The sequence below is a fragment of the Bacillus thuringiensis genome (assembly GCF_022095615.2).
Classification (GTDB): domain Bacteria; phylum Bacillota; class Bacilli; order Bacillales; family Bacillaceae_G; genus Bacillus_A; species Bacillus_A cereus_AG.
The window spans coordinates 1905855-1932184 of the sequence record NZ_CP155559.1; the positions used below are offsets into that span (position 1 = coordinate 1905855).

Below are 26330 nucleotides of genomic sequence, written 5' to 3' on the forward strand. Positions count from 1 at the left end.
AACAGGTAGGTGGTCCTATATTAATGGTGTGTATAAAATGTAATCAAATCCTTAAAGTGTCCAAAGGGGCCAGTACAAAAATAAAGTAAAAAAGAATGAAACGCATGTATTCCTAGTGTGTGATGAACAAAATCCCAACTGATTGAAGTTTCACTTTATGAAAAGAAAAGAATAGAAAGATCTAAAAAAAACATCTCATATCATATGGGATGTTTTTTAGTATGGTTCTGTCGCATGTATTACGACGTCTAATAAACCGGGGAATCTAGTATGTAAGTCATCTTCACGAATTGAAATGAAACGCTGTGTTCCTTCAAGGCGTGTATACATAACACCGGATTCACGTAAAACTTTGAAATGGTGAGATAAAGTTGATTTCGCAATTGGAATGTTTAACGCACCACAAGATTGTTCATGTTTCTCTAGTAGCATAGTTACAATTTGTAAACGAATTTGATCGCTAAGTGCATATAAGACTGAAGAGAATTGAATTTCTTCTCGATTCGGATGGTATAGTGTTCGCATTATTTCACCTACTTGTATAAGTTGTTCTAGTTGCACTATAGCATATAAAGTGATATATTTCTATTGTTCGATTATATTCGAACAATAGAAATATAGGGGGAGAAAAAATGAAGTATACAAAATTGCAAAAGGCAGGACTAAATATTTCAAAGTTAGGGTTAGGAACAAACGCTGTAGGGGGACATAATTTATATGCTGATGTGAATGAGGAAGAAGGAAAACGATTAATAGAAGAAGCTATCCAGCAAGGGATTACATTTTTTGATACAGCAGATTCATACGGTTTCGGTAGATCAGAGGAATTAGTAGGAGAAGTATTGAAAGGAAAACGCCACGAAGTTGTACTTGCTACAAAAGGTGGAATACAGCCGTTATTAAATGGAGAGGTTTATATTAATAATGAGCCAAGCTATTTAAGAAATGCTGTGGAAAATAGCTTAAGAAGATTACAAACTGATTATATTGATTTATATTATTTACATTTTACAAATCCAGAAACAAGTTACATAGATTCAATTGGTGAGCTTAATCGCCTAAAAGAAGAAGGTAAAATTCGTGCAATTGGAATATCTAATGTTAATGTAGAGCAATTAAAAGAAGCGAATCAGCACGGACATATAGATGTTGTACAATCACCGTATAATATGTTGGATCGTGCTGCTGGGGAAGAACTTTTGCCATATTGTATAGAATCAGGTATTTCATTTATTCCGTACGGGCCTCTTGCTTTTGGGATACTAGGCGGAAAATATACAGAAGATTTCAAATTGAGTGAAGGAGATTGGCGTCAAAGTGTAAATCTATTTGAAGAAAATACATATAAGAGTAACTTTAAGAAAGTTGAGAAGTTAAAAGGCTTAGCTAAAGAAAAGAATCTCGAAGTATCGAAGTTAGCTTTAGCGTGGTTATTAAACAAAAAAGGAATTGATACTGTTATTCCTGGCGGGAAGCGAGCGGAGCAAATAAGAGAAAGTGTAAGAGCAGTGGATGTTTCATTGAATGAAAAGGTAATGAAAGAGATTGGATCTATATTAGAAGATTAGTTGAAAAGAGGGACAGTGCCCTCTTTTTATATAAAAGGAGAAGAAATACATGAAAGAGCTTTGGAGTGTAGAGGTTAAAGAAAGTAGACAAATAGTAGGAATATATTGTAACAAAATTATGAGGAATCCAAAAATAAAAAATCCCTATAAAGATAGGGATTTATATATCGGCATATAGTTCCTTGGAAAAGGATATACTTAGTTTAGCATATAGGGTTACTTTTATTTGTGAAATAGATGTGAAAGTAATGTGAAAAATACTGTAAGAAAGACACTATTTAAATAGAGGATAATGTAGATAAGAGTATGGGTTTCACATGAATATTATATTTCTACTTACTTGTTAAAAATTACATATTTTTACTTTGTTAGGAGTAAAAGGGAGAGGTTTAAATGCAATGGTATTTGAAAGCTCTAAAGAATTATGGGAATTTTAGTGGTAGAGCTACGCGAAAAGAGTACTGGATTTTTAGTTTATCCAATATCGTAATTTTTTGGCTATTGTTATTCTTATCATCATTTTCAGAGATGTTAGTTGCTATTTATGTTAGTAATGATTATACCAAGTTTTTCGGTTGGTGCACGATGATTACATGATATTGGGAAAACAGGATGGTGGCAACTATTAAATTTTGTCCCGTTTGGTAGCGTTGTTTTACTTGTATTTTTTATCATTGAAAGTGAAGAAAATGATAATCAATACGGACCAAATCCGCATTCAGATTTAAAAGAAGCGATTTAATAAATTTATTTAGTTTATCTATTATTAGGTTGATCTCTAGTCCTATATGACTTTTGAAACTGTAAAAATGGAGAGGATAAAGGCGGAGGGAATATAGCATGGCAAGAAGAAAAATTTCTAAATAAAAAGCACTGATTTAGCTAATGAACTAAAACAGTGCTTTTCTCTTTGATTGAACTGTTGCCGCATTTTCATCATGTATGCCTGCATCTTTAATAATTCGTTGTTTTGCTTTATTTAATAGATGGTCTACTGCTTCACCAAAATAGTTAGCTTCGCTTTTTGTGCGGGCTTCTCGTAAACATTTATAGTTTTCTAGCAGTTCCTCTTTTTCGGTGTTTGTTAAGAAATCTTCTATTTTCTTTTTTGTCATACGAAACACCCTTTCTTCTGACAAACGACGCAATAGAAAATATTTATTGTTTATTATAGCAATAATTTTTAAAGAAAGTATAGACTAACGTCGTAATAATTTGTCAATTTCTTGAATCTTCTCATCAGCTTTCCCAATTTGTGTATTTTTAGCCTGCTCACCACCAAGCGCTTGGTGCAGTAAGAAAGTCTGACCGGAAATAGCAGTCACAATGGATACTTTAATAATTTCTTTTATTAAGGTGACATCGAATAGAACGAGTCCAAGTAGTGCAGCTAAGCTACCAGTGAAAATATCAGTCAAAAACCCAAAGTGAAAAAAAGTTTTCAAACGGCGTGGAAGCAATAACTTGCCTTGGTTATTGATAAGATGGGAAACGAAACCAGTAATGCCACCAACGAGAACAGCAGTTAGCCATTGATACATTTCCATCGAATCCACTCCTTTTAGTGAATAAGATTCGATTCTTTTATATTGATTCCTTTTAATATTTCATAGAAGCATATTGAGAAAGTTTGTTTAGGTTTATTACGTATTCAATATAATTATAACAGAAAAATCTGATATCTTTTAGTCTATTATATGAAGCGGTTATTCCTTAATATGAATGTAGAAAGGGGTGCGTGATATGAATATAGATTATCGAATAAGAAGTGTAGATGGTTATACAAAAAATATAGGGGAATTAGTAAGCATGCTGGAGCATACGAGGGCTGTAACATTACAGGAAATAAACGATCTATCTGTTGAGCAATTAGATTTAATTATGACGAGTGGAGGGAATTCCATCGGAGCGTTACTAAAGCATATAGCAGCTATAGAAAAAGCTCATCAACTTATTTCATTTCAAGAGCGCGACTTTACAAAAGAAGAATTAGAAATATGGGAAGACGCACTGTATTTAGGGAAAGCGGGGAGAACAATCCGTGGTCATGAAATACAGTATTATGTACAACTTCTACAAAGTGTTCGAGAAGAATCTCTGAAGTATTTGAATGAACAAGATGATGAATGGCTTATGTCAGAAAGAAAGTGGCCTAACGGTGTAGCGTATAACCAGCACTATCTGTGGTTTCATGTGCTAGAAGATGAGGTTAGTCACCGTGGACAAATTAGAATGATGAAAAATAAAATATTTGAAAATTGCGTTAAATAAGGTAGCTTTTTAAATAAATATTCCATATAATGAGAGTAATTAAAATGAGAACGGAGTGATGTATTATGGCGAAAATAACGTATATGAATAATAAAACAAATACAAAGGTGGATGGAAAGGGCGAGACTGTATAAGTGAGCGCACGATCCTTCCGCTTAGCTTAAACTAGGGAGGATATCAATTTGAATCAAAATATTTTAGAATCATTCGGCTGGGATTCTTTTTTTGAAGAACAAGCTGTAGAGAACTTTGAAGTAGGGCGTATTTTACTTGAGCATAAACATATATATCGAATTATTTGTAATGATGGTGAATATATGGCGGAGCTGTCTGGAAAGTTTCGGCATGAAGCAGTAACGAAGGGAGATTATCCAGCGGTTGGTGATTGGGTGTATATAAAGAAAATAGAGAATGAAAAGAAAGCAATTATTCATCGTATTTTTCAAAGAAGAAGCTCTTTTTCTAGACAAGAGGCTGGTAATCGAACGGAAGAACAAGTAATAGCAGCAAATGTAGATTATCTATTTTTAGTAAATGCGCTTAACCATGATTTTAACGTAAGAAGAATAGAACGTTATTTACTATTAGCGTATGAAAGTGGTGCAATGCCTGTTATTGTTTTAACAAAGAGTAGCTTATGTGAAGACGTGGAACAGAAAATTGTTGAAACGGAAGCTGTGGCAATTGGTGTTCCGATCTTCGTCGTTGATAGTTTAGAGCATACTGGTATTGAATCGTTGCAGCAATTTGTTTCTTCAGGAAAAACAATTGCTTTAGTCGGGTCATCGGGGGTTGGAAAATCCACTTTGTTAAATGCACTCATAGGACTTGAAGTGGCAAAAACGGGAGATATTCGTGAGGAAGATAGTAAAGGAAGGCATACGACAACTCATCGTGAATTGTTCCGATTACCGAGTGGTAGTTTAGTTATTGATACTCCGGGTATGAGGGAGCTGCAGCTTTGGGAAGGAAGCGATGCAATTCAAACAACATTCTCTGATATTGAAGAATTAGCAAAAACGTGCCGTTTTAGGGATTGTAAACATGAAAATGAGCCAGGGTGTGCAGTGCATAATGCAATTGATAACGGAATTATTACGTTAAATCGTTTGCAAAGCTATAAAAAATTACAAAGAGAACTGGCGTACTTTATGAGAAAACAAGATGCTATTCTTGCGAGAGCAGAGCGTGATAAGTGGAAAAAGATTTCTAAACAGCATAAAAAAATATGAAAAGCCAAAGGGTGGTTCCCTTTGGCTTTTTTTGCATTTGTAAATTTTATAATAATATTATTCAAATATATAGACAAAGAGAATTTAATTGTTTAAACTTTACAAAGTATTCATCGTAATAGATTATGAAAATAATAATTTAGGGATAGGAAATGTTTACAACTCACTAGATTTAACTTTTGAAATTGAAAAGCAGGAGGTTTGTAATGGGTAGACTATTAAATTGGTTTCGTGATATGAAAGTAGCAAAAAAGTTATTAATTTCATTTTTTGTAATTTTAATTGCGGCTGGCTCTATTATCGGAGGCATGTCTTATCAAACAGCTAAAAAGAATTTTGAATCACAAATTACGAGCAGTGCTCACGACAATATAAAAATACTGGATAATTTAATCAATCAAATGATTGAAGCGAAATTTAATGACGTGAATAATTTTGCACGGGTGATTCAAGGTAATATGTATCAAGGGGATAATCAAGATGAATTAAGAAAAATGCTATCTCAATATATCAATTTGAATAAAGATGTTGAACAAGTATATGTTGCTGGGAATGATAAGAAATTTGTGCAAGAACCAAATATACAAATGGCAGCAGACTATAATCCAACAGATCGTTCTTGGTATAAAGATGCAGTGGCAAAACAAGGTGGTATTGTCATTACTGAGCCGTATAAGGCGAAAGGAAATGGACATATTGTCGTAACGATTGCAAAACAAACAGAAGATAAAAACGGTGTTGTAGCAATAGATTTAAGTTTAGATAATTTATTAAAAACAACAAAGTTAATCAATATTGGTAAAAAAGGATATGCTTTCATTTTAGATGGGAAACAAAAAATAATTGCTCATCCACAAGAAAAATCAGGAGAAAAAGCATCTGATTCTTGGGCGAAGAAAATTTATGAAGATAATCATGGCGCTTTTTCATATACGTATGACGGTAGTGAAAAGCAAATGGTATTTGCTACAAATGTAAAAACAGGTTGGAAAATCAGTGGGACGATGTACTCAAATGAAGTAATTGAAGCTGCGCAGCCTGTATTTTATAATATGTTAATTGTTATGTTCATTTCATTAGTTATAGGCGGAGCACTTATTTATTTTGTGACACTTTCTATAACGAAGCCTTTAAAAAGATTAGTTGCCACTTCTAAAGAAATAAGTGAGGGAGATTTAACGCAAACCATCGAAATTCATTCTAATGATGAAATTGGTCAACTTGCAAAAGGATTTAATGAGATGACTGATGCATTGCGAACGTTAATCGGGAGAATTAATACTTCGGCTGGACATGTTGCAGCAGCATCAGAAGAGCTAACGGCAAGTGTAAGACAAGCGAGTGAAGCGACTGAGCAAATTACAATGGCAATGGATGAAATATCGAGCGGGGCAACAACGCAAACAACGAGCGTAGAAAATGGTGCAATGTTATTATTTGATGTAACAGAAGGAATTCAGCATGTAGCAAATAGTTCATCATCAATTAGTACGGCTTCTGCTCATACTCGTGAAAAAGCAGAAGATGGTGGAGAACTAGTCGGAAAAACAGTAAATCAAATGCAGTCTATTGCAGAATCTGTGTCACAATCAGATGAAGTTATACAGTTGTTAAATAATAAATCAAAACAAATTGGTGACATACTAGAAGTCATTCAAAATATTGCAGATCAAACGAATCTTCTAGCTTTGAATGCGGCAATTGAAGCTGCAAGAGCAGGAGAGCATGGAAGAGGATTTGCAATTGTTGCAGATGAAGTACGTAAATTGGCGGAGAAGTCTAGTGTATCTTCTAGTGAAATTAGTAAATTAATATGTGAAATACAAGATGACATGAGTAAGACGGTAAAATCTATGGGGCATGTAAATGAAGAAGTTCAATCTGGACTTGTTATTGCGAATGAAACGAAGCAAAACTTTACTGAGATTTTACTATCTACAAATGAAATTGCAGATCAAATTAAAACGATGGTTGAAACGGCTAATGGGATGTCAAAAGGTGCAAATGAAGTGTCTATTTCAGTAGGTCAAATTGCAATGACAGCACAGAACAATGCGACGAGTACTCAAAACGTTGCAGCATCAGCAGAAGAACAACTAGCGTCCATTGAGGAGATTAGTTCGGCGGCGGGTACATTATCTCAAATGGCTGAAGAGTTACAAGGGTTAATTGAAAGATTTAAAGTTTAACAGAGGACAGACTATCTCCAAAATAGCAGTATGCTATTGGAGTAGTCTGTTTTTATTATGTAAAATGAAATGAGATTGAGAGTATCTTTATAATATTTAAAGGTATATTTTGTATAATATTTGTCGAAAAATAGAGGTATTTGTTTACTTTGTGTATAATTATAATCGTATAAAATGCAAATAAAGGAGATTACTATGGGAGTTTATTGGGGTACCAAAAGACATTCTTGGCTTAGTTATGTCTCATTTTGGTTAAGTATTTCATTTTTTATTGTCTTTTTAATTGAAGTGTTTATTTTAAAAACACTTTCGAATAGCTCGGTGCAAATTGTTAAATATTTTTATTTTATACTTGTACCAGTAAACATCTTTCTTAGTTTAAAGTTACTCTTTAAGAAGAATGAAAAGAAAGCATTACCTATTTTTAGTTTCATTGTATCATTATTATTTACAATTTTAATACTTGTATTAGCGTTAGCAGCTACGGGGAAATTCTTTTAAGGGGAGTGATAAAAGTCACTCTTCTTTTTTTGTTATTGTAAGGAAATACTAAGTGGAGGATGGACAAAGAGTGCATTTACTTATGTTTGATATGATTGGAAAGCGTTAGAAGCATATTAAGAAATATAATGAGAGACAATTCATATAGTAATGAAGAAAATCAGTTGTTTTATATGCAGTTATGGAGCAAATGAATACGGTAAGAACGGTGATATATGGTACAATACATATGGATAGTGATAGAGATAAAGGGTATATAAAATACTCATCGTTTTTTAGTAAGAGAGGGGTTATCTTATGCTATACGAGGATTTGATGACATTATTTCAAGCAGCTCCGAAAGAAGAAGGTAGAGGCGGCTGGAAATATATAATCCAGGAACGAAATGATAAATATGAAATTGTTGATGAAATGTTGAAAAATCAAATGAGTGTTGAATTGTATTTTAATGAATATGATGAGGTGAAAATCACTTTATATAAAGATGGAATGCCTATTTCTATTATGCAAAGAATTGCGATTGCAAAAGTTGAATTAGACGAAGATGAAGAAGGGATTCAATTCGTTTTAGAACGCATGCCTAGTCGGATGATTCGCTTGCAATTAAAGCCATATTTAGCAATCGAAATGGGGCCGTACTGGGAAGTATGCGATGATTGTGAATGAACATAAAAGAAGCATCCAATAACATGGATGCTTCTTTTATGTTTTTTGAAGTTGTTTAAAAGCAATAATTGGCAGTAAAATGATGCTGACCCATCCAATTATAGGATACAGAATGTGGAGTAATTCACTGTAACCAATGTAACTAAAGCAATAACTAATTAGTAAAATGAAGAAAATAATATTGTTACTTTTCCATCCGGTGATGGATTGCATTTGTTTTGTCATTCCGAACACATTACCAACTAAAGTTGTGAACACTTCACCGAAAATGATAAGAACAAAGAAAAAGTGAAAAGTTGCATTGAATTTTCTTATGACTTCAGCCATTGGGATATTATATTGATAAAATTGATCGACTGATAAAATAGCTAAATGGCTACATAATAAAATTAAAGAAAGTCCTGCGCCGCCTAAAATACCGCCCCAGAAAATGGCCTTTCGATCTTTTACTTCACTGGCTAACGGGACGAGAACGCTTTGGGCGAGAGAAAGATTTAAGGCGACATATGTAATAGGACTAGTAATCCACTTCATATTCCAACTTTCTGCAGGAATAGTGTCACTAATAGGAGTTGTACCGTGAAGAAAAGTTGTAATAGCAAGTCCGATAATAAAAATCATCATAATAGGTACGACAAGTGTATTAACTTCAAAAACCCCTTGTAACCCGCGACTACCTATAATGAGACAGGCGATCAATATAATGAAAATACCAAGTTGTCTTGGTAAACGAAGTTGCTCTTCAAATACCGCCCCAGCTCCTGATAACATAACGCTCGTTACACCAAATAATACGAGTAATAATAGTGTGTTTACAACATTGCCAAATACATCTCCAAATAAATATTTGTTGAATTCTTGCGCTGAAAATGCACCAATTTGTGATGAAAGTAACATCATCTTTGTGCCAAGCCAAATAAAAAAAAATCCACTTACACATATGCCAATTGTTCCATATAATCCGTTCACTGTAAAAAATTCAACAATTTCTCGTCCAGTAGCAAATCCAGCTCCAACGACTGTTCCAATATAAGTAGCAGCGACTTTCTTTGCTACTTGCCATTGTTGATTGTCCATGTTATCCCTCTTTCTACTACGATGAGCTTGATTTACTATTATGCATATGTATGAGCTTGGACAATTAGACGTATGAAGTGTTTGAAAACATACATGAATTAATAGATATTAGGGAAGTATTAAAGGTGTTAAAACTTTGTTACATATGAGCCAATCGTTCGAAAAGGTAGGAAATGTATGGTAACATGTAACTAGGTTATTAAAAGATAAACATTATGAAATGATAAGAGGAGTGGATTGTATGAGTACGAAAACAAATGTTGTTGAAGTATTAAACAAGCAGGTAGCAAACTGGAATGTGTTATATGTGAAACTACATAATTATCACTGGTATGTGACAGGACCACACTTCTTTACGTTACATGAGAAATTTGAAGAGTTTTACAATGAAGCTGGAACAAATATTGATGAATTAGCAGAACGTATTTTAGCGTTGGAAGGTAAACCGCTAGCGACAATGAAAGAATATCTTGCAACATCTAGTGTGAGTGAAGGGACGAGCAAGGAATCTGCAGAAGAAATGGTGCAAACATTAGTGAATGATTACTCTGCACTTATTCAAGAATTAAAAGAAGGCATGGAAGTTGCTGGTGAAGCTGGCGATGAAACATCAGCGGACATGTTGTTAGCGATTCATACAACATTAGAACAACATGTATGGATGCTAAGTGCGTTCTTAAAATAAATATAAGTATATAAAGAAAAAAGTCATTGAAAAATTCTTTCAATGGCTTTTTTTGTAATTTTTCAGTTTTCTTTTATGCTATAATATAGTAAAAAGGAGGCGATGCAATGTTTCGCTTTTTCAGAACTGGAAAAGAAGAGCGTGAAATTACGAAAGATGAATTAGAACAAGCGATGGCTAAGTTTCTAGAAAAGAATGCTAATATTGTTTATACAGTATTAGTAAATGATGATTATACAGTAAATTATGATTTATTAAAGCCGTATTTACTTGCATTTCCAACAAATAGTTTTCTTATTACGAAGGAAACGCTTGAGGTATTTGAACATACAGAAGAAAATCTAAACCTAGTTAAAGAAATTGATATCGTACAAAAAGCAGTAGATCAATACGTAACAGAAAAAGAAATGTTTCCAATTGTTGAAGGTAGTGAAGATCGCCTTATATGCGGAATGAAATTAGGGCCTTATTTAAATCGTATATTAAAAAGAGACTTATATATTTCAGAAAAACATTATTTAGTTTCAAGTAAACCAGACAGAAAAAAACAAAAGAGTGGGTAGATGTATTGAAAACAACAATAAAAATATATTGTTGTCTTTTTTTGTTCGTTAAAATATTAATTTTTCAGTTTATTAAAATGTATACTAAACTTTTTGGACGAAGAGAAGTAATGATTAAGTATTGTTAGCGTGAGTTATATACAATGATTACAGAATGGTATAAAGGTTTGAGAAATAAATATGATAAAAGATTACGGGGGAATGGTTGTATGAAAAATAGTATAACTTACATTCAATTATTAAATGAAACGTTACATTGTTACGCAAATAAAGGAAGTTTGGAAGCGTACACTTATATAATGGAGCATGCTAAAGGTATAGTGGGGAATGAGGCACAAATATATAATTTTAAATATGCACTAGCGGGTGCGGCAGGCCTTGAAGAAGAAGCGCTACATCTAATGAAGGAAGCTATTATAGAAAAGGGTTTTTGGTATGGAAATGAGTATTTAATTTCCGATGACGATTTAAAACCACTACATAAATTTGAAGAGTTTCAAAAAATGGTTCAATTATGTAAAGAAAGAGAAGAATTAGCAAAGAAAACAGAACGAGCAGACGTGAAATATATAGATAGTAAGAAAAAAGAAAAACTATTTATTGCAATGCACGGTGATCAAGAAAATATAGGGATAATAGAACCATATTGGAAAACTGTTTTGACACAAGATTATACGTTAGCTTTACCACAATCTTCGCAAATTCAGTTTTCAGATGGGTTTGTGTGGGATGATATACATAGAGGGGAAGAAGAATTAAAAGAGCATTACGTTACGTTTATAAAAAATCATACAGTAGAAAGTGTAATAATTGGTGGTTTTTCTGCTGGTGCAAGAGTAGCTTTGTATACGATTTTACAAAAAAATATAGATGTAGATGGTTTTATTTTTATGGCGCCGTGGCTTCCAGAAATTGAAGAATGGCATGAGTTATTGGAAGTGCTACAAGATAAAAATATAAAGGGCTATATAGTGTGCGGGGATCAAGATGAAGATTGTTTCGAATGTACGCAGCAATTTGTACAATTATTAAGAGATAAGAATATAGAACATGAGTTTAAAGTTGTACCTAATTTAAAACATGATTATCCTGAGGATTTTGATGAACTATTAAAAGAAGCTATTGAATATATAGACGACAAACATAATAAGTAGTAAAAAAGGGAGATGCATCATAATTGATGTATCTCCCTTTTGTCATTATAAATGAAAAGCATTTGCTAGTAAGCGATAAGAATTCAATTTATCTTCAAATCGATGAGTAATTGTGACAATCATAAATTCATCAGTATTGTACGCTTTGCTTAAGTTTACGATTTGTTCTTTCACAGAAGATGGATCACCGACGATCATACGTTGACGATTTTCTTTTATACGGAATAAATCATAAGCGCTGTATGAATAATTTTGTGCAGTTTCGATAGAAGGAGTACCAGTTGTACGCTTTCCTTGTTCTAGTAATAAGATCGATAAATCTAAACTAGAAGCAATTTTTTCCGCCTCTTCATTCGTTTCTCCGCAAATAACAAAAATAGAGACGATTGATTTTGGTTTATCTCCTAAATAAGAAGGTTGGAACTGTTCCTGATAAGCCTTCATTACTTCAGGGCCACCGTATCCGTTAATGAACTGTGCGAATGCAAAAGAAGCACCTTGTTTTGCGGCGATCATTGCACTCTCTCCGCTAGAACCAAGCATCCACATCTCGGGAGATGTTGGAATGACAGGAGTAGCCTTTAAATTTGCATAATGATGGTTTTCTGGTACTTGATCATGTAAGTACATTGCAACATCTGCAATTTGCTCTGGGTATTGATCAAGTGAGATCATTTTTCCTTCTTGAAGTGCGCGAGTTGCAATTGGCATACCACCAGGTGCTCTGCCGACACCAAGGTCAATACGATTTGGATAAAGCGCCTCTAAAACGCGGAAATTCTCAGCAACTTTATAAGGGCTATAGTGCGGCAACATAACACCACCTGAACCAACTCTCATACGATCCGTTTTTGCTGCAATATGAGAAATAAGTATTTCAGGGCTTGAACCAGCAAGGCTGATGGAATTATGATGCTCAGATACCCAAAAACGTGTGAATCCTAATTTTTCAACTTCTTGTGCAAGTGTAACTGTATGAGAAAAAGCTCGGGCTGCTGTACTACCATCTGAAATAGGTGATTGGTCTAATACACTTAATTTGATCATAGAATATACCTCTCAATCTTAATGTACATCCTATTATATATTTACTTACGAAAAATGCGTAATAAAATGCTCAAAATGAAAAGTGGATACACCTTTATCCACTTCTAACGAGAAAAGCCCCGTTCATAATGATTCATTTCGACTAAATTTAAAATATATTCGTAGTTATCAATCTCAAGTTTTAGCTGTGCATGCTCTTTTTTAGATAGATGCTTACTGCTAAGTTTGTTGCATAGTTGTTGTTTCTTTCCTTCTAAATACTTCTTTGTAGCGTGGTAGTCGTAAGTTTTTTTCATTTTCAACCACTCCTTCGTTGCTGTTGCTATATTATACGAAGCGTGAAGAGATGTGAAAGCTACCTCTTATGTACTTTTAGTGAATATTCCACTTGCTATGTTGTTATGTTTATAGGAATTTATGAATAAAATGCACTAAACCACTAATGCCCATTTTATGAAGTAAGGGGTGGAATTGTGCAGAAAGATATAATGTATAACACTGAGATGGATGAAACGTTAAAAGTTATAAATAAAGGGTTAAAGAAGACGACACGTTCGAAACAAATTATAGTAGTAGGGGCCGGTATGGCTGGGTTGGTTTCGGCATCTTTATTAAAGGCTGCAGGACATGATGTGAAGATTTTTGAAGCAAACAACCGGGTAGGTGGCCGCATAGAGACGGTTAGAATGGAAGATACCGGATTATATTTAGATGTTGGGGCAATGAGAATTCCGTATTCGCACACATTAACGATGGCATATATAAGAAAATTTGGGCTACAGGTGAGCCCGTTTATTAATAGGAATGAGACTGATATTATTTACGTAAATGGCCGAAAAACGACATTAAAACAATACGAAAAAGATCCAAGTATATTAAAGTATCCTGTAGAAATGAATGAGGTCGGGAAAACGTCTGAAGAGCTATTATTGCTAGCGGTACAGCCCATTATAAATTTTATAAAAAAGAACCCAGAGAAAAATTGGGATGTTGTAGTAAAGGATTTTGGGAGATACTCTACAGGACAATTTTTAAAGTATCATCCTTATCAATATAATACGTATTTCTCGCCAGTAACAATTGAGATGATCGGTGTCCTATTAGATTTAGAAGGTTTTTTAGAAAGGTCATTTGTTGAGACACTACGCTTTTTATACATTATGCAGGAGGAGAGTGGATTTTGTGAAATAGTAGGCGGAAATGATAGATTACCAAAGTCTTTCTTACCACAATTAGAAGAAAATATTATATATAATCAAAAATTAATGAAGCTACATCAGCACGATAACGGTGTGACAGCTTTTTACCGGAACGAGGAAACTTTTGAGTATAGTAGTATTACAGGGGATTTAGTTATTATTACAATTCCATTTTCGACAATGCGATTTGTGGAAGTAGATCCATTTGATTCTATATCTCATGAAAAATGGAAAGCAATTCGTGAATTGCATTATATGCCAGCAACGAAAATAGGAATTCAATTTAAAAGTCGATTTTGGGAAGAACAAGGACAGTTAGGTGGAAGAATTATAACGGATTTACCAATTCGTTATGCCTATTATCCAAGTCACGGAATTGGAAAGAAAGGACCTGCTATGATGTTAGGCAGCTATACATGGTCTTATGATGCGTTGTTATGGGATGGGTTATCAAAGGGAGATCGTATCTATTACACATTACAAAATTTAGCGACAATATTAGGCGGTCAAGTATATGATGAGTTCATGTCTGGCATATCAAAAAGTTGGACATTGGATCCATATGCACTTGGAGGATTTGCGCTATTTCAGGCAGGTCAAGAATCTGAGCTACAACCAGCGATTGTCAAACCAGAAGGAAGAATATTCTTCGCTGGAGATCATACAACGTTATATCATGGATGGATACAAGGTGCGATTGAATCTGGAGTTCGTGTAGCGGTAGAGGTGAATAATTAAAATGTGTAAAATTCAGAAATTTCTTTACTGTATAGGTTGAGATGGATATTATTATATATAAAAGAATTAAAAGGAGTGTTGAAAGTGAATCCGTTATTATTCGATTTTCCTTCTGAATTTTATACTGAAAGGCTATTTATTCGAATGCCGAAACCGGGTGACGGTAAAGCTGTATACGATGCAATTCAAGCTTCTATGAAAGAATTAAAACCATGGATGGTTTTTGCACAAAAAGAGCAATCAGAGGAAGAAGTAGAAGTGAGTATCAGAAAATCGCATATTCAATTTTTGCAGCGTGAGGATTTAAGATTACTAGTTTTTTCGAAAGAAACAGGTGAATTTATTGCATCAGCTGGATTGCATCGTATTAATTGGGATATACCTCAATTTGAAATTGGGTATTGGATTGATTCAAGGTTTAGTGGAAAGGGTTATATGCTAGAGGCTGCAAAGGGTATAACGGATTATGCTTTTTCTGAGCTGAAAGCAAACCGCGTAGAAATTCGATGTGATTCTTTAAATAAGAAGAGTAGAGCGATACCTGAGAAATTAGGATTTAAGTTAGAAGGTACATTGGAAAGTGCGAGTGTAGCAGTAAATGGAAAGGGATTAAGGGATATGTGTGTATTTGCCATGACTAGAAATACATATGAAAAAGAAGAGCTGTAAAGAAACAGCTCTTCTTTTTGTGTATTATGGTACAGGATGTCCATTAGAACTTTCGAAAATTGTAAACCATTGTTGACGATCTAAATCAACTTTTGTAGCAAGAGCGGCTGTTTTAACACGATCTAATTTACCAGATCCAACGATTGGCATCATGTTAGCTGGATGAGCAAGCAGCCATGCATACATAACTGTATCGATGCTAGTAACATCTAGTTCAGTAGCAACCTTCTGTAAAGTTTCACGTAAACGTACGGTACGTTCTGATTGACCAGTAAAGATTTCTCCGCCAGCAAGAGGTGACCAAATCATAGGATTGATTCGCTTTTCTTGGCATAAATCAATTGTCCCTTTTTCGAAATGTTCAAGATGCATCGCAGATACTTCAATTTGATTTGTAATGATCGGGAAATCTAAATAAGAACTTAACATATTAAACTGTGAAGGTAAAAAGTTAGATACACCGAAGTGACGGACTTTTCCTTCTTGCTTTAAGCGTGAGAACGCTTCTGCTACTTCATTTGGATCCATAAATGGATCAGGGCGATGAATGAGCAGTACATCAATATAATCTGTATGTAAGTTTTGTAATGAATCTTCCGCGCTTTTTATTATATGTTCAACACTCGTATTGTAGTGCGCAACATATCGCTCTGGAAATTTTGGTGATGGGGGAGCGATTCCACATTTTGTGATGATTTGCATGTTTTCACGTAAGGAAGGCTTTAATTGTAATGCCTCTCCGAACAGTCCTTCACACGTATAACCACCATAAATATCAGCGTGATCGAAAGTAGTAATCCCCATATCCATGCATTCTTCAATAAAAGAAAGTAATTCTTGTTTCGTCATATTCCATTCTGCTAAACGCCAAAAACCTTGAATAATACGAGAAAATTCTAGTGTTTCGGCCATTTGAACTCGTTCCATTATAAGTACCCCCTTGATGAATGAATAATATTTTGAAAAGGCTTTCTTACTACATATTATTATATAGTTAGAGGGGCGTACAAACAATAAATATGTTTTGCTATAAAAACGATTTTTTCTATCGTGCCTTTCGAGAGGACTCCCACCTCTAAACGTAAATGAAGGTGGTGAGGTGAATCGAAAGAAATATTTTATTTTCAAGAAAAAAACAGAAACGTATGTTCCGTTTTTGCTATAATATCCTTAACAAGGAGGTGAATAAAATGACAAAGGAAAATCCATCAAACTATAAAACTCTTCAAATTTGGATTAAAAAAGGGCATCGTATGTATTCTTACTTTCAAGAATCTTGTCATAACGCTAAGAATATGTACAACACCACAAACTTTTATATACGCCAGGTGTACACTGGATTAACACAAGAAAAAGAGTTGCAGCCTTTGCAAAAAGAAGTTCTGGATAATATTCATAAAAATATTGGTAAGATGAATGACACACAACTTCTTGCCTATCAGAAGAAATTGGAAAAAGAGAAATTAAAGCCTAAAGAAGAACAGAAAGAGATTACATGTAATTTGTTTTCAGAACCTAATTTTGAAAAACCTTATGTAGATTACAACTTTCTAGATGCACTATTTAAGGCTATGATTCAAAATGATTATCGAGCTTTGCCTACGCAATGTAGCCAGTCAATCATGAAAGGTTTGTTCCAAAATTGGAAATCTTTTTTTGCTAGTTTAAAAGACTATAAAAAGAATCCAAACAAATATGCTAGAACGCCTAGGATTCCAAAGTATATTCGTTCTTCTGAAAAAGAGATTCTGTATACAAACCAAGATTGCATCATTAAAAACGGTAGATTTTTAAAGTTTCCAAAGACGAAATTGCAATTAAATATTGGGAAACTAGGTTTCACTGAAGGTAAACTGAAACAAGTTCGTGTGATTCCAAAATACAATGAATATGTAGTGGAATTGGTAATTGATGTTCTTTCTGAACAACAAATGATTGAAGAGAATGCTCGTTATATGAGTATTGATTTAGGGATTGATAACCTTGCAACCATCGTAACAAACACAGGTATGAAACCTGTCCTTGTTAAGGGCAAACATGTCAAAAGCATAAATCAATATTACAACAAAATGAAGAGTCATTTTACAAGCGTTCTTAGAAATGGAAAACAAACTAATGAAGGACCTTTTACTTCTAAAAGGATAGAAAAACTTCATCAAAAACGTTATTTGAAAATAAAAGACGTCTTCCATAAAGTTAGTCACCATATCGTAAAACTAGCTCAAGAAGAAGTTTGTAAAATCGTTATTGGTCAAAACAAAAGTTGGAAACAAGAAACGAATATGGGAAAAAGAAATAACCAATCGTTTTGTCATATCCCACATAGTTTACTGATTCAAATGATTACATACAAAGCAAATGCTGTAGGCATTCAAGTTGTTGTAACTGAAGAATCATATACATCGAAAGCAAGTTTTCTGGATAACGACTTCATTCCAACGTATGGAGAAAATGACCAAAATACAACTTTTTCAGGAAAACGAATAAAGCGCGGCATATATCGTTCAGCAAATAAAACTTTAATTAATGCAGATGTAAATGCTGCGGCTAACATTTTACGAAAAGTAATCCCAAATGCATGGACAAATGGGATAGAGGGGTTAGGCGTGAAACAGCTCGCTAATCTGTTAACTCCCCTGACGTTAATCGTCCGTTAGGTCGAAACGTTAGAAACCCCCACTTCAAGCTTTGCTAAGTGGGGGAGTGTTCATATGCTATAATGTAGAAACATATAGCTAGAAGGAGAGGACGAAATGATTCCAGTAACAATATTAACTGGTTTTCTTGGATCTGGGAAAACAACATTATTAAATCGTATTTTAACAGAGAATCACGGTAAGAAATTAGCGGTAATTGTAAATGAAATAGGGCAAATTGGTATTGATAATCAGTTGATTATGAATGTGGAAGAAGAAATTATGGAAATGACAAACGGTTGTCTATGCTGTACTGTACGGGAAGATTTACTTGTCGCTTTAAAACAATTATTGGACGTAAAAGCAGAAGGGAAAATGGATTTTGATGGATTAGTAATTGAAACGACTGGTCTTGCAAATCCAGGTCCGATTATTCAAACATTCTTTTTAGATCCTGTGATTCAATCTGCATACCAAATTAACGGTGTTGTAACAGTAGTAGATAGTTACCATATACATAAACATTTTGAAAAAGGACTAGAAGCAAAGGAACAAATTGCATTTGCTGATGTCGTTTTAGTAAATAAATTAGATTTAGTGGATGAAAGTGAAAAGGAAAATCTATTGCAGGAACTGCAAGGTATTAACCCAACTGCAAAGTTAATCGAGGCGACTAACTGTGATGTAGATATTCCATCGTTACTACAAATTCAAACGTTTAAAACGAAAGATACGTTACAAATTTATCCTCATAAAGAGCATAATCATCTAGAAGGCGTAAAGTCGTTTGTACTACGCGAAGAGCGACCGTTAGATTTACAAAAACTAAATGAGTGGATGTCAGCTGTCGTTCAAGAGCTAGGGGAGTATTTATATCGCTACAAAGGAATTTTATCGATTGATGGAGTAGATAAACGTATCGTTTTCCAAGGTGTGCATACGTTATTTGCCGCTTCGTACGATAGAGAGTGGCAAGAGGGTGAAGAGCGAGTAAGTGAAGTTGTTTTTATCGGAAAAGATATTAATAAAGAATGGTTCCAAGTACATTTTGAAGAGTGTGTGAAATAAGCCTGCGTATATTGCAGGCTTTTTTGTTTACTAAAATTGGGATTTGTATTAAAATATTCTAAAGATACTAAACGTTTAGTATTTTGTTAAGGTAGGGGGATAAAAAGTGCGTTTAATGATTCTTGGATTGCTTACTAAAAGGGAGTCGCTATCTGGTTATGAAATACAGCAGGCGCTACATATGGTGCAAAGTAGTAAATGGGCAGAGGTGTTCCCGGCTTCTATTTATCACGCGTTAAAAAAAATGACAAATGAGGAATTAATTCAAGTAAAAGCAATTGAAATGACTGGTAGACGTTCAAAAACGATATATTGTATTACAGAAAAGGGAAGTCAAGAATTTAAAAGACTATTAAAGGAGTCGTTTCAAAAGTCATCAGTTGTGTTTCCGAAACATTTATATACAGCATTAACTTTTTTCTCAGAAGAAGAGGGGATGAGAGAAGAGATTTTAGAAGCTCTAGATGAACAGAAAAGAGAAATATTAGCTACTTATGAAGAAATGAGGGAAGGAGAAAGACTGAAAGATCATGTGCCAGAGTATGTGAAACTTATTTTCGAAAATATGTATGAACAATGTGAGATGCAACTTCGATTTATTCATAAGTTAGAAAAACTATTGTAAAAATAAAAATATGGTGGGAAGAATATGAAAATCGATCATCTTGTTGTAAATGTAAATAAAGAAATACAAGAAAATAAGGAAATGATTAAAAACGTACATTCTATTGGACTTCCATATGTTCCGAAATGGGGAAAGGGAACGAAGGGCTTTAAAGTATCTAACGTATGGATTGGAAAAGAATATTTAGAATTAGTAAGAGTAAAAACAAAAGATGGTGGTGGCTGGCTACAAGAGTGGGTTCAGAAATATTATGCTGGCCATCGAGGACTTATCGGATTGGCAATTGATGTTGAAAATATAGATAAAGTGTATGAAAAAATGATAGAAGGTGGAATTGAAATTACAAAACCAGAACCATTACAATATAAGTGGGTTTTTAATTTGTTTAAGAAAACTATGCCATGGAAAAATGCATACATACAGCCGATGAAGGGGATGCCGTTTCAATTCTTTCTACAACAAATGGACGATCAAAAGAGCAGAGAATATATGGAGAAATATATGTATCCAAATAGTGTGGAACAGGGCATTTCAGGAATAATTGCGGTGAAACTGTATGGAGAAATAACAAATGAAGATAGAGAAATAATTAGTTGTCTATTTTCAGATGTTACAAATGAGGAAGAAGAAATAATAATTCATTTAAACAATCAAGTAATTCATTTAATTCAATCGAATGAGCATTTTACGGAGGTAATACTAGATTGCAAAAGCGAAGCACATAGGGAGAAGAAATTAAATATAGAAAATGTGACATTGATAAATAAATAATAAAAAGCCTGTTTTCACAGGCTTGTATGTTCATCTAATAATAACTCCATTACAACACCTACAACTGGGCCTTCGTCATCAATATCGCCATTTAAGCGGAAGCCAAATGACTCGTATAATCCCATTGCGAGTTTGTTGTCTGGATGTAAACTTAAATAAATTATTTTACATTCAAATTTATCTTGTAAGAATTGAATGAGTATGCGAAGGAAACGTTTTGCATATCCTTTTCCTTGATATTGCTCGTCAATCATAAAGCGATCTAACCATACGCTTTTACGTTTTTCCGAATACCATCCGTACATTGCATATCCTACAAGTGTTTCTCCATCGTATAAACCTATTGACGTTCCGTTTCCTTCAAATAATGATTCTGCTAGAGAAAACGCATTGCTTTCAATAAATTGCTGCTGGTCTTTTGCGACGTTTAAAGCAGCTACTGAACGCCAATTTTTTTCTGTTACTTCACAAATGTGAAGAGTCATAATTCCAACTCACCTTCTAAATTAATATAGCTTAAAAGCTAATATGGATAATTTTACTTGTTATTTTGGTCAAGTCAAGTAAGAACAAATAAAAAAGAAGCTGCATGACATATGCAGCTTCTTTAAAAAAATGATTAGTTAGTAGCTTCTTTCAATGTGTTTACGTTTTCTTCCATTAAAGTGAAGTAGTCTTTATTGTTCTTCGCATCGTCTTCAGAAATAGTAGCAAGATGATTTAAGCGCAAAATTTTTGTACCCGTTTCTTTTTGAATGACAGATGCTACTTTTGGAGTAGAGAAAGTTTCAAATAAAATATATTGTAGATTATGTTCTTTTACTGTTTTTGTAATGTCAGCAAGCTGTTTTTGAGATGGTTCATCAGAAGCTGAAATACCCGCGATAGCAATTTGTTTTAGGCCATAGCGTTGCTCCCAGTATCCATAAGCCGCATGAGAAACTAAAATATCTTTCGTTTTTGCATTCGCAACAGCTGCTTTAAATTGATCATCTAAATCAGTAAATTTTGTTTGCAGTGCTGCGAAGTTTTTTTCGAACTCTTGTTTATGGTCAGGTTGTAATTCTACAAGTGCATTTTTAATTTTTTCTGCCTGTTTCATTGCTAAAGTAGGATCTAACCAAATGTGAGGGTCTTTATCGTGATGATGTTCATCCTCTTTATGGCCGTCTCCGTGATCATGATGCTCTTCTTCAGTAGAAGTACGCAGTTCAATACCTTTTGATGCATTTACAATTTTAACATTCTCTTTTTGCAATGCTTTTTCCATTTTTTCAGCAAATGGTTCTAATTCAGCGCCGTTATAAACGAATAAATCGGCTTTTGCAACTTGTACGGTTTGTTTTTGACTTGGTTCAAATGTATGAGAATCTGCACCAGGCGGGTAAATCGCTTCAACAGTTACATAGTCGCCACCAATTTTTTTTGCGAAATCAGCAAGAGGAAAAATAGTTGTATAAACAGTTAGTTTTCCGTCTTTCTTGGCCTGACCTTCTTTTTTATTTGAGCAGCCAGTAAAAATTAAAGTGAAAATAAGTAAGAATGAAAATATAGTCAATCTTTTAGGCATGAAGTTCTCCTCTTTTCTTTTTTTACGGATATATTTTCCCCAATTATAGAAGAAAAATATCATTTTAATACAAAACGGAATAATTACGTTTTAGTTTGCGAACTTAGTATAATACATCTTTTATAAAGTTGCAATAAATAATAATCATTCCGATTTGTTTTTGTTATAAAGTTGTCAACTTTGGATGTATTATTTTTAGGAATGCATGCATATGTGACAACGCTACGTTCATATATTTGAAAGGAGGGTGTAGAGGGGGATGAGTGTTTGGGCTACTTAATGGAAGCTATTTTATTAATATTAGCGGTAGTATTCCCATTAGCATTAGTCTTAATTTTTTTAAGAAGATTAATAAGTAATTTAGGAGATGCATCAACAGTAACAAAATTACGAGAGAGAGATGAGAAAAAAGAGTGAGTAAAGCACTATGCGTACGCATAGTGCTTTACTTGTGGTAAAATGAGAGAAGGAAACTCCTAAAAGTTGTATTTTACTGAAGGAGAGAAAAGTAAAATAAGAGGTATATGCATATATGAATAAGCGAACAGCGTTAGTACTTGGTGCAAGTGGTTTAGTTGGACAAGAGATAACGCGTCTATTACTTGAATCAGATTACTACGATTCGGTTACTATTTTTGTAAGGGAACCAATGCAATGGCAACATGAAAAGTTACAGCAAAAGCAAATAGATTTTTCGATGTTAGAGGAATATAAAGAGTTTTTTGCTGTAGATGACGTATTTAGTTGTCTAGGAACAACAATCAAAAAAGCAAAAACAAAGGCAAATTTCAAAAAGGTAGATTATGAATATACGTTACGAGCTGCTTGTTTAGCTGAAAAACAAGGGGTACAAAATTTCCTTGTTGTGTCCTCAATGGGAGCAAATCCTAAATCGTTTTTCTTTTATTCGCAAGTCAAAGGGAAAATGGAAGAGGAATTACAAAAGTTAGTGATTGGTGGTATTCACATTTTTAGGCCCTCATTATTAGTAGGAAATCGACAAGAATTTCGTTTCAGTGAACGAATGGCTGAAAAGTTATCTCGTATGATTCCTTTTATATTTAAAGGGGCTTTCAAAAAGTATAAACCAATTTCAGCGAAAGATGTGGCGAAAGGGATGTATATCACTGCATTGCGAGAAGAAACGGGTATCTATTTTTATAACTCAAATGAAATTACAACGATAGAATAACATGTGTTAAAAAAGTTTAAATCTTGAATGAATAGTAAATACATGTAGTTTAGCAATTATAAGAAAGTAAAAAAGGAGTGGGAAGCCCACTCCTTTTTTACGATAATTTATTATGCAAATCGCATTTTTATCCCGCTATTTGTGGACAGCAACCCCCCGCGGATTAAAGTTTCACTTTATACATCTCCAATACTCTTAATCTTGTACGACAAGTGACCTCATCTATTACAATGCTATTTTTAGAGCCTGATTATACTAACGAATGATTTCGTTTTATAAGAATTTTTCACCTCATTTGAAAATATACTACTATCATGTATCCTTTGTTTTTAATGCCAAGAAATCATTAGAATATACTTCCCATTTGAAAGTAATCTATTTATATATTTGTCTGAGTGAAATCTGAAGGCGATTGAGTTCCGAAGATATAAAGGTCATATATATGTATTATTCTGTATTGCTTGAGCGATTGCAAAAGGAGGATATACGGATGAGTAAAAAAGAAATGTTGCAAAATGGAATTAAGCAAGTTTTTTACGAAGAAGCATGGTATCCACCTATATCAGATGCGTTAAAGGATCTTACCGCTACACAAGCGTGTTGGCAACCAGAAGGAAAGGCTAGTAATACAATTTGGGAAATTGTAAACCATTTACTTCTTTTTAAAGAACGCCTACTTGCCCGCTTACACGAAGATGAAACATTTGTTGCATCACAAAATAATGATGAAACGTTTGTCCAAGGTGGATGTAATGATGAGGACTTTTGGCAACAAACAGTGTTGCGAACAATTCAAGTGCATGATGCTTTACAATCTGCATTAATATCCCTTCAAGAAGCAGAACTAAATCAATTAACTCCTTCTCTACCAATTTGGCAACAATATATGAACATCCTTTTGCACGATGCTTATCATACAGGACAAATTGTACAACTTCGCAAGCTTCAAGGTTCATGGCCAGCACATCGTCCTTATTTGTAAATGATACTTAAAATTGTTGGAGTTTCAAACTAAACAAACGAATTAATATGTAAAATACTACTATATCAAAAAACAATTTCTCACTTAATCTGAGAAATTGTTTTTTTCGTAATCACGATTGTGGAATTTGATTTTTAACCCTGTAACATATTCAGAACGGGAGATAAATACATAAAAAAATAGGCGTATCAAGCAAAATGTTGATACACCTTAAAACGATATTATGAAATAATATACATTGTCTTGTAGTATACTTTTAATTTCTCTGTAAGTAGTCGTACATAATATTCTCGGTTTTATTTATTCGTATGGATTTTCCCTGGTGCTCGCTTGTATTGGTACGGTTCTTGTAACTCAAAGCCAAGTTCATTGGCGGCTATTCTTGGGAAGTAAGGATTGCGAAGTAACTCACGTCCGATAAAAATTAAATCTGCTTCGTTATTATTTAAAATTTGTTCTGCTTGTGCCCCGGTCGTAATCAATCCAACAGCCCCAGTTGCAATGTTAGCATGCTCTTTAATATGTTTCGCGTATTGTACTTGATACCCGGGATATACATCGATGTGTGCCGGTACAACAGCCCCAGAACTACAGTCGATTACATCTACCCCTTGTTCTTTCATCCATTTTGTATACTGAACGTAATCTTGAACCGTTAACCCATCAGGATGATAGTCATTTGCTGAAATACGAACGAATAACGGTCCGTTCCAAACTTCATTTATTGAGTCAATAATTTCACGTAAGAAACGATAGCGATTTTCAGGTGAGCCCCCATATTCATCAGTCCGCTTATTAGAAAGTGGAGAAAGAAATTCATTAATAAGATAACCGTGAGCACCATGTATTTCAATAACGTCAAATCCAGCTTTTTTTGATCGTATTGTAGCCTGCTGAAAAGCTAATATAGTATTTTTTATTTGCTGTATATTCAATTCTACTGGTATTTTCATTGTTTCATTAAACGGAATTGCTGATGGAGCGAGAGCATCCGTTTCTAATTCTGCTTTTCTTCCGGCGTGAGCGAGTTGAATGGCAGCTTTTGCACCGTTATCATGTATAAAAGTTGTCGTTTTATGTAAGCCTTCAATTAGGCTGTCATCCCATATACCTAAGTCTTTGTTAGAAATTCTTCCTTCAGGTAACACGGCTGTCGCTTCAATCATAACTAAACCAACTTGACCGGCAGCTCTCGTTCCATAATGAACGAGATGGAAATTAGTTACTTGGCCATCCTCGTTTTCTGAAGAATACATGCACATAGGTGACATAACGATACGGTTTTTTAATGTAACGTCCTTAATTGTATAAGGTGAAAAAAGTTCGGAATTCATCCAACAGCCTCCTAGATTGAATTTTCTTACATTGTATCATTCTCTTTTTTGTTTTTCCTAATAAAACGCTTATACGAAAAATTTTGTCTATTCGTGTTACAATAATTAATATGAATTGAATTGGAGGATGACATATGTACCAGGCTTATTATGAAAGTGAATTAGGTTTGCTTGAAATTACAGCGAACGATAAAGGAATTACGTCTGTTATATTTGTTGATGAGAGACAAGAAGAATATAAAAATGAAACGATAGATCAATGTATAAATGAGCTAGATGAATATTTTAAGGGGAAAAGAAAAGAGTTCACGGTCCCGCTGTCTGCTGAGGGAACAGCATTTCAAAAAAATGTATGGGATGCGCTCTATACTATTCCTTATGGCGTAAGTGCTTCATATTTAGATATTGCAGAAAAAGTCGGAAATACGAAAGCTGTACGAGCGATAGGAGGAGCGAATAGTCGTAATCCAATTTCAATTATCGTTCCGTGTCATCGTGTAATAGGAAAGAGCGGGAAGCTTGTTGGGTATGCGGGTGGTTTATGGAGGAAAGAGTGGTTATTAAAACACGAAGGTATTTTGAAATGACGTATG

Annotated in this window: 29 protein-coding genes and 2 pseudogenes; 21 read left to right on the top strand and 10 right to left on the bottom strand. The window is 34.0% G+C overall.

What is annotated here, in order from left to right; genetic code table 11:
• Positions 1–216: 216 nt before the first annotated feature.
• Positions 217–525: an ArsR/SmtB family transcription factor gene (locus tag KZZ19_RS09795; RefSeq protein WP_237980936.1), complete on the bottom strand. Its 309-nt coding sequence runs from the start codon at positions 523–525 to the stop codon at positions 217–219.
• Positions 526–632: 107 nt separating this feature from the next.
• Between KZZ19_RS09795 and KZZ19_RS09800 the strand changes: the two genes are divergently transcribed.
• The 3 genes and pseudogenes from KZZ19_RS09800 (at position 633) to KZZ19_RS09810 (ending at position 2310) form a co-directional block, all read left to right on the top strand.
• Complete coding sequence (locus tag KZZ19_RS09800; RefSeq protein WP_237980937.1) at positions 633–1568, top strand: aldo/keto reductase; 936 nt, start codon at positions 633–635, stop codon at positions 1566–1568.
• A 49-nt stretch (positions 1569–1617) separates the two neighbouring features.
• Positions 1618–1822, top strand: a pseudogene (locus tag KZZ19_RS31170) (hypothetical protein).
• A 139-nt stretch (positions 1823–1961) separates the two neighbouring features.
• A pseudogene (locus KZZ19_RS09810) lies at positions 1962–2310 on the top strand (DUF805 domain-containing protein).
• Between the two features lie 148 nt (positions 2311–2458).
• Here the strand turns inward: KZZ19_RS09810 and KZZ19_RS09815 are convergent.
• Positions 2459–2683, bottom strand: coding sequence for a hypothetical protein (locus KZZ19_RS09815; RefSeq protein ID WP_000162604.1), 225 nt, complete (start codon positions 2681–2683; stop codon positions 2459–2461).
• Positions 2684–2767: 84 nt separating this feature from the next.
• Positions 2768–3115 (bottom strand): DUF4257 domain-containing protein, encoded by a 348-nt coding sequence (locus KZZ19_RS09820; protein ID WP_000426320.1) that lies wholly within the window; start codon positions 3113–3115, stop codon positions 2768–2770.
• Between the two features lie 196 nt (positions 3116–3311).
• Here KZZ19_RS09820 and KZZ19_RS09825 point away from each other — a divergent pair, with 196 nt between their 5' ends.
• The 5 genes from KZZ19_RS09825 to KZZ19_RS09845 all read left to right on the top strand — a co-directional run bounded on the left by KZZ19_RS09825 (position 3312) and on the right by KZZ19_RS09845 (position 8427).
• On the top strand, positions 3312–3839 hold the full coding sequence (locus KZZ19_RS09825) for a DinB family protein (RefSeq protein WP_237980938.1): 528 nt from the start codon (positions 3312–3314) through the stop codon (positions 3837–3839).
• A gap of 182 nt (positions 3840–4021) precedes the next feature.
• Complete coding sequence (gene rsgA, locus KZZ19_RS09830; protein WP_237980939.1) at positions 4022–5071, top strand: ribosome small subunit-dependent GTPase A; 1050 nt, start codon at positions 4022–4024, stop codon at positions 5069–5071.
• 206 nt (positions 5072–5277) lie between these two features.
• The gene (locus KZZ19_RS09835) at positions 5278–7260 is read left to right on the top strand and encodes a HAMP domain-containing methyl-accepting chemotaxis protein (RefSeq protein WP_237980940.1); all 1983 of its coding nucleotides are present in this window, start codon (positions 5278–5280) and stop codon (positions 7258–7260) included.
• A 195-nt stretch (positions 7261–7455) separates the two neighbouring features.
• Positions 7456–7761, top strand: coding sequence for a hypothetical protein (locus tag KZZ19_RS09840; protein WP_060490078.1), 306 nt, complete (start codon positions 7456–7458; stop codon positions 7759–7761).
• A 297-nt stretch (positions 7762–8058) separates the two neighbouring features.
• A complete protein-coding gene (locus KZZ19_RS09845) occupies positions 8059–8427 on the top strand; it encodes a DUF3979 family protein (RefSeq protein WP_087980853.1) in 369 nt (122 codons plus the stop codon).
• 36 nt (positions 8428–8463) lie between these two features.
• On the opposite strand, the gene KZZ19_RS09850 is transcribed toward KZZ19_RS09845, so the two are convergent.
• Positions 8464–9504 (bottom strand): YkvI family membrane protein, encoded by a 1041-nt coding sequence (locus KZZ19_RS09850; protein WP_237980941.1) that lies wholly within the window; start codon positions 9502–9504, stop codon positions 8464–8466.
• Positions 9505–9745: 241 nt separating this feature from the next.
• On the opposite strand from KZZ19_RS09850, the gene KZZ19_RS09855 reads away from it, so the two are divergent.
• From KZZ19_RS09855 to KZZ19_RS09865, 3 genes are all read left to right on the top strand, one after another.
• Entirely contained in the window at positions 9746–10189 is a 444-nt protein-coding gene (locus KZZ19_RS09855; protein ID WP_000105195.1) for a Dps family protein, read from the top strand.
• Positions 10190–10296: 107 nt separating this feature from the next.
• Positions 10297–10752: a DUF3939 domain-containing protein gene (locus KZZ19_RS09860; protein ID WP_048543159.1), complete on the top strand. Its 456-nt coding sequence runs from the start codon at positions 10297–10299 to the stop codon at positions 10750–10752.
• 209 nt (positions 10753–10961) lie between these two features.
• Positions 10962–11906 (top strand): alpha/beta hydrolase, encoded by a 945-nt coding sequence (locus tag KZZ19_RS09865; RefSeq protein WP_237980942.1) that lies wholly within the window; start codon positions 10962–10964, stop codon positions 11904–11906.
• 45 nt (positions 11907–11951) lie between these two features.
• Here KZZ19_RS09865 and KZZ19_RS09870 read toward each other — a convergent pair whose 3' ends face one another.
• Positions 11952–12953, bottom strand: a complete 1002-nt coding sequence (locus tag KZZ19_RS09870; protein WP_237980943.1) for an LLM class flavin-dependent oxidoreductase — start codon at positions 12951–12953, stop codon at positions 11952–11954.
• A gap of 104 nt (positions 12954–13057) precedes the next feature.
• On the bottom strand, positions 13058–13249 hold the full coding sequence (locus tag KZZ19_RS09875) for a DUF3896 family protein (protein WP_237980944.1): 192 nt from the start codon (positions 13247–13249) through the stop codon (positions 13058–13060).
• Between the two features lie 177 nt (positions 13250–13426).
• On the opposite strand from KZZ19_RS09875, the gene KZZ19_RS09880 reads away from it, so the two are divergent.
• Positions 13427–14890 carry a flavin monoamine oxidase family protein gene (locus tag KZZ19_RS09880; RefSeq protein ID WP_098342802.1) on the top strand — a complete coding sequence of 488 codons (1464 nt, stop codon included), beginning with the start codon at positions 13427–13429 and terminating at the stop codon, positions 14888–14890.
• An 84-nt stretch (positions 14891–14974) separates the two neighbouring features.
• Positions 14975–15559: a GNAT family N-acetyltransferase gene (locus KZZ19_RS09885; RefSeq protein ID WP_237980945.1), complete on the top strand. Its 585-nt coding sequence runs from the start codon at positions 14975–14977 to the stop codon at positions 15557–15559.
• A 24-nt stretch (positions 15560–15583) separates the two neighbouring features.
• Here KZZ19_RS09885 and KZZ19_RS09890 read toward each other — a convergent pair whose 3' ends face one another.
• Positions 15584–16486, bottom strand: coding sequence for an aldo/keto reductase (locus KZZ19_RS09890; RefSeq protein ID WP_237980946.1), 903 nt, complete (start codon positions 16484–16486; stop codon positions 15584–15586).
• 263 nt (positions 16487–16749) lie between these two features.
• Here KZZ19_RS09890 and KZZ19_RS09895 point away from each other — a divergent pair, with 263 nt between their 5' ends.
• From KZZ19_RS09895 to KZZ19_RS09910, 4 genes are all read left to right on the top strand, one after another.
• The gene (locus KZZ19_RS09895; protein ID WP_237980947.1) at positions 16750–18216 is read left to right on the top strand and encodes an RNA-guided endonuclease InsQ/TnpB family protein; all 1467 of its coding nucleotides are present in this window, start codon (positions 16750–16752) and stop codon (positions 18214–18216) included.
• Positions 18217–18312: 96 nt separating this feature from the next.
• A complete protein-coding gene (locus KZZ19_RS09900) occupies positions 18313–19263 on the top strand; it encodes a CobW family GTP-binding protein (protein WP_237980948.1) in 951 nt (316 codons plus the stop codon).
• Positions 19264–19369: 106 nt separating this feature from the next.
• Entirely contained in the window at positions 19370–19888 is a 519-nt protein-coding gene (locus KZZ19_RS09905) for a PadR family transcriptional regulator (RefSeq protein WP_088096127.1), read from the top strand.
• A 24-nt stretch (positions 19889–19912) separates the two neighbouring features.
• Positions 19913–20659, top strand: a complete 747-nt coding sequence (locus tag KZZ19_RS09910) for a VOC family protein (protein ID WP_088096128.1) — start codon at positions 19913–19915, stop codon at positions 20657–20659.
• Between the two features lie 14 nt (positions 20660–20673).
• Here KZZ19_RS09910 and KZZ19_RS09915 read toward each other — a convergent pair whose 3' ends face one another.
• A complete protein-coding gene (locus tag KZZ19_RS09915) occupies positions 20674–21144 on the bottom strand; it encodes a GNAT family N-acetyltransferase (protein ID WP_088096129.1) in 471 nt (156 codons plus the stop codon).
• A 134-nt stretch (positions 21145–21278) separates the two neighbouring features.
• Positions 21279–22229 carry a metal ABC transporter substrate-binding protein gene (locus KZZ19_RS09920; RefSeq protein WP_088096130.1) on the bottom strand — a complete coding sequence of 317 codons (951 nt, stop codon included), beginning with the start codon at positions 22227–22229 and terminating at the stop codon, positions 21279–21281.
• 267 nt (positions 22230–22496) lie between these two features.
• Between KZZ19_RS09920 and KZZ19_RS09925 the strand changes: the two genes are divergently transcribed.
• The 3 genes from KZZ19_RS09925 to KZZ19_RS09935 all read left to right on the top strand — a co-directional run bounded on the left by KZZ19_RS09925 (position 22497) and on the right by KZZ19_RS09935 (position 24403).
• The gene (locus tag KZZ19_RS09925; RefSeq protein ID WP_170930132.1) at positions 22497–22646 is read left to right on the top strand and encodes a hypothetical protein; all 150 of its coding nucleotides are present in this window, start codon (positions 22497–22499) and stop codon (positions 22644–22646) included.
• 115 nt (positions 22647–22761) lie between these two features.
• Positions 22762–23421, top strand: coding sequence for an oxidoreductase (locus tag KZZ19_RS09930; protein WP_237980949.1), 660 nt, complete (start codon positions 22762–22764; stop codon positions 23419–23421).
• Positions 23422–23911: 490 nt separating this feature from the next.
• Entirely contained in the window at positions 23912–24403 is a 492-nt protein-coding gene (locus KZZ19_RS09935; RefSeq protein WP_237980950.1) for a DinB family protein, read from the top strand.
• Positions 24404–24699: 296 nt separating this feature from the next.
• Here the strand turns inward: KZZ19_RS09935 and namA are convergent, their stop codons facing one another.
• The gene (gene namA, locus KZZ19_RS09940; RefSeq protein ID WP_237980951.1) at positions 24700–25737 is read right to left on the bottom strand and encodes an NADPH dehydrogenase NamA; all 1038 of its coding nucleotides are present in this window, start codon (positions 25735–25737) and stop codon (positions 24700–24702) included.
• A gap of 134 nt (positions 25738–25871) precedes the next feature.
• Here namA and KZZ19_RS09945 point away from each other — a divergent pair, with 134 nt between their 5' ends.
• A complete protein-coding gene (locus tag KZZ19_RS09945; protein ID WP_088096134.1) occupies positions 25872–26324 on the top strand; it encodes a methylated-DNA--[protein]-cysteine S-methyltransferase in 453 nt (150 codons plus the stop codon).
• Positions 26325–26330 lie beyond the last annotated feature (6 nt).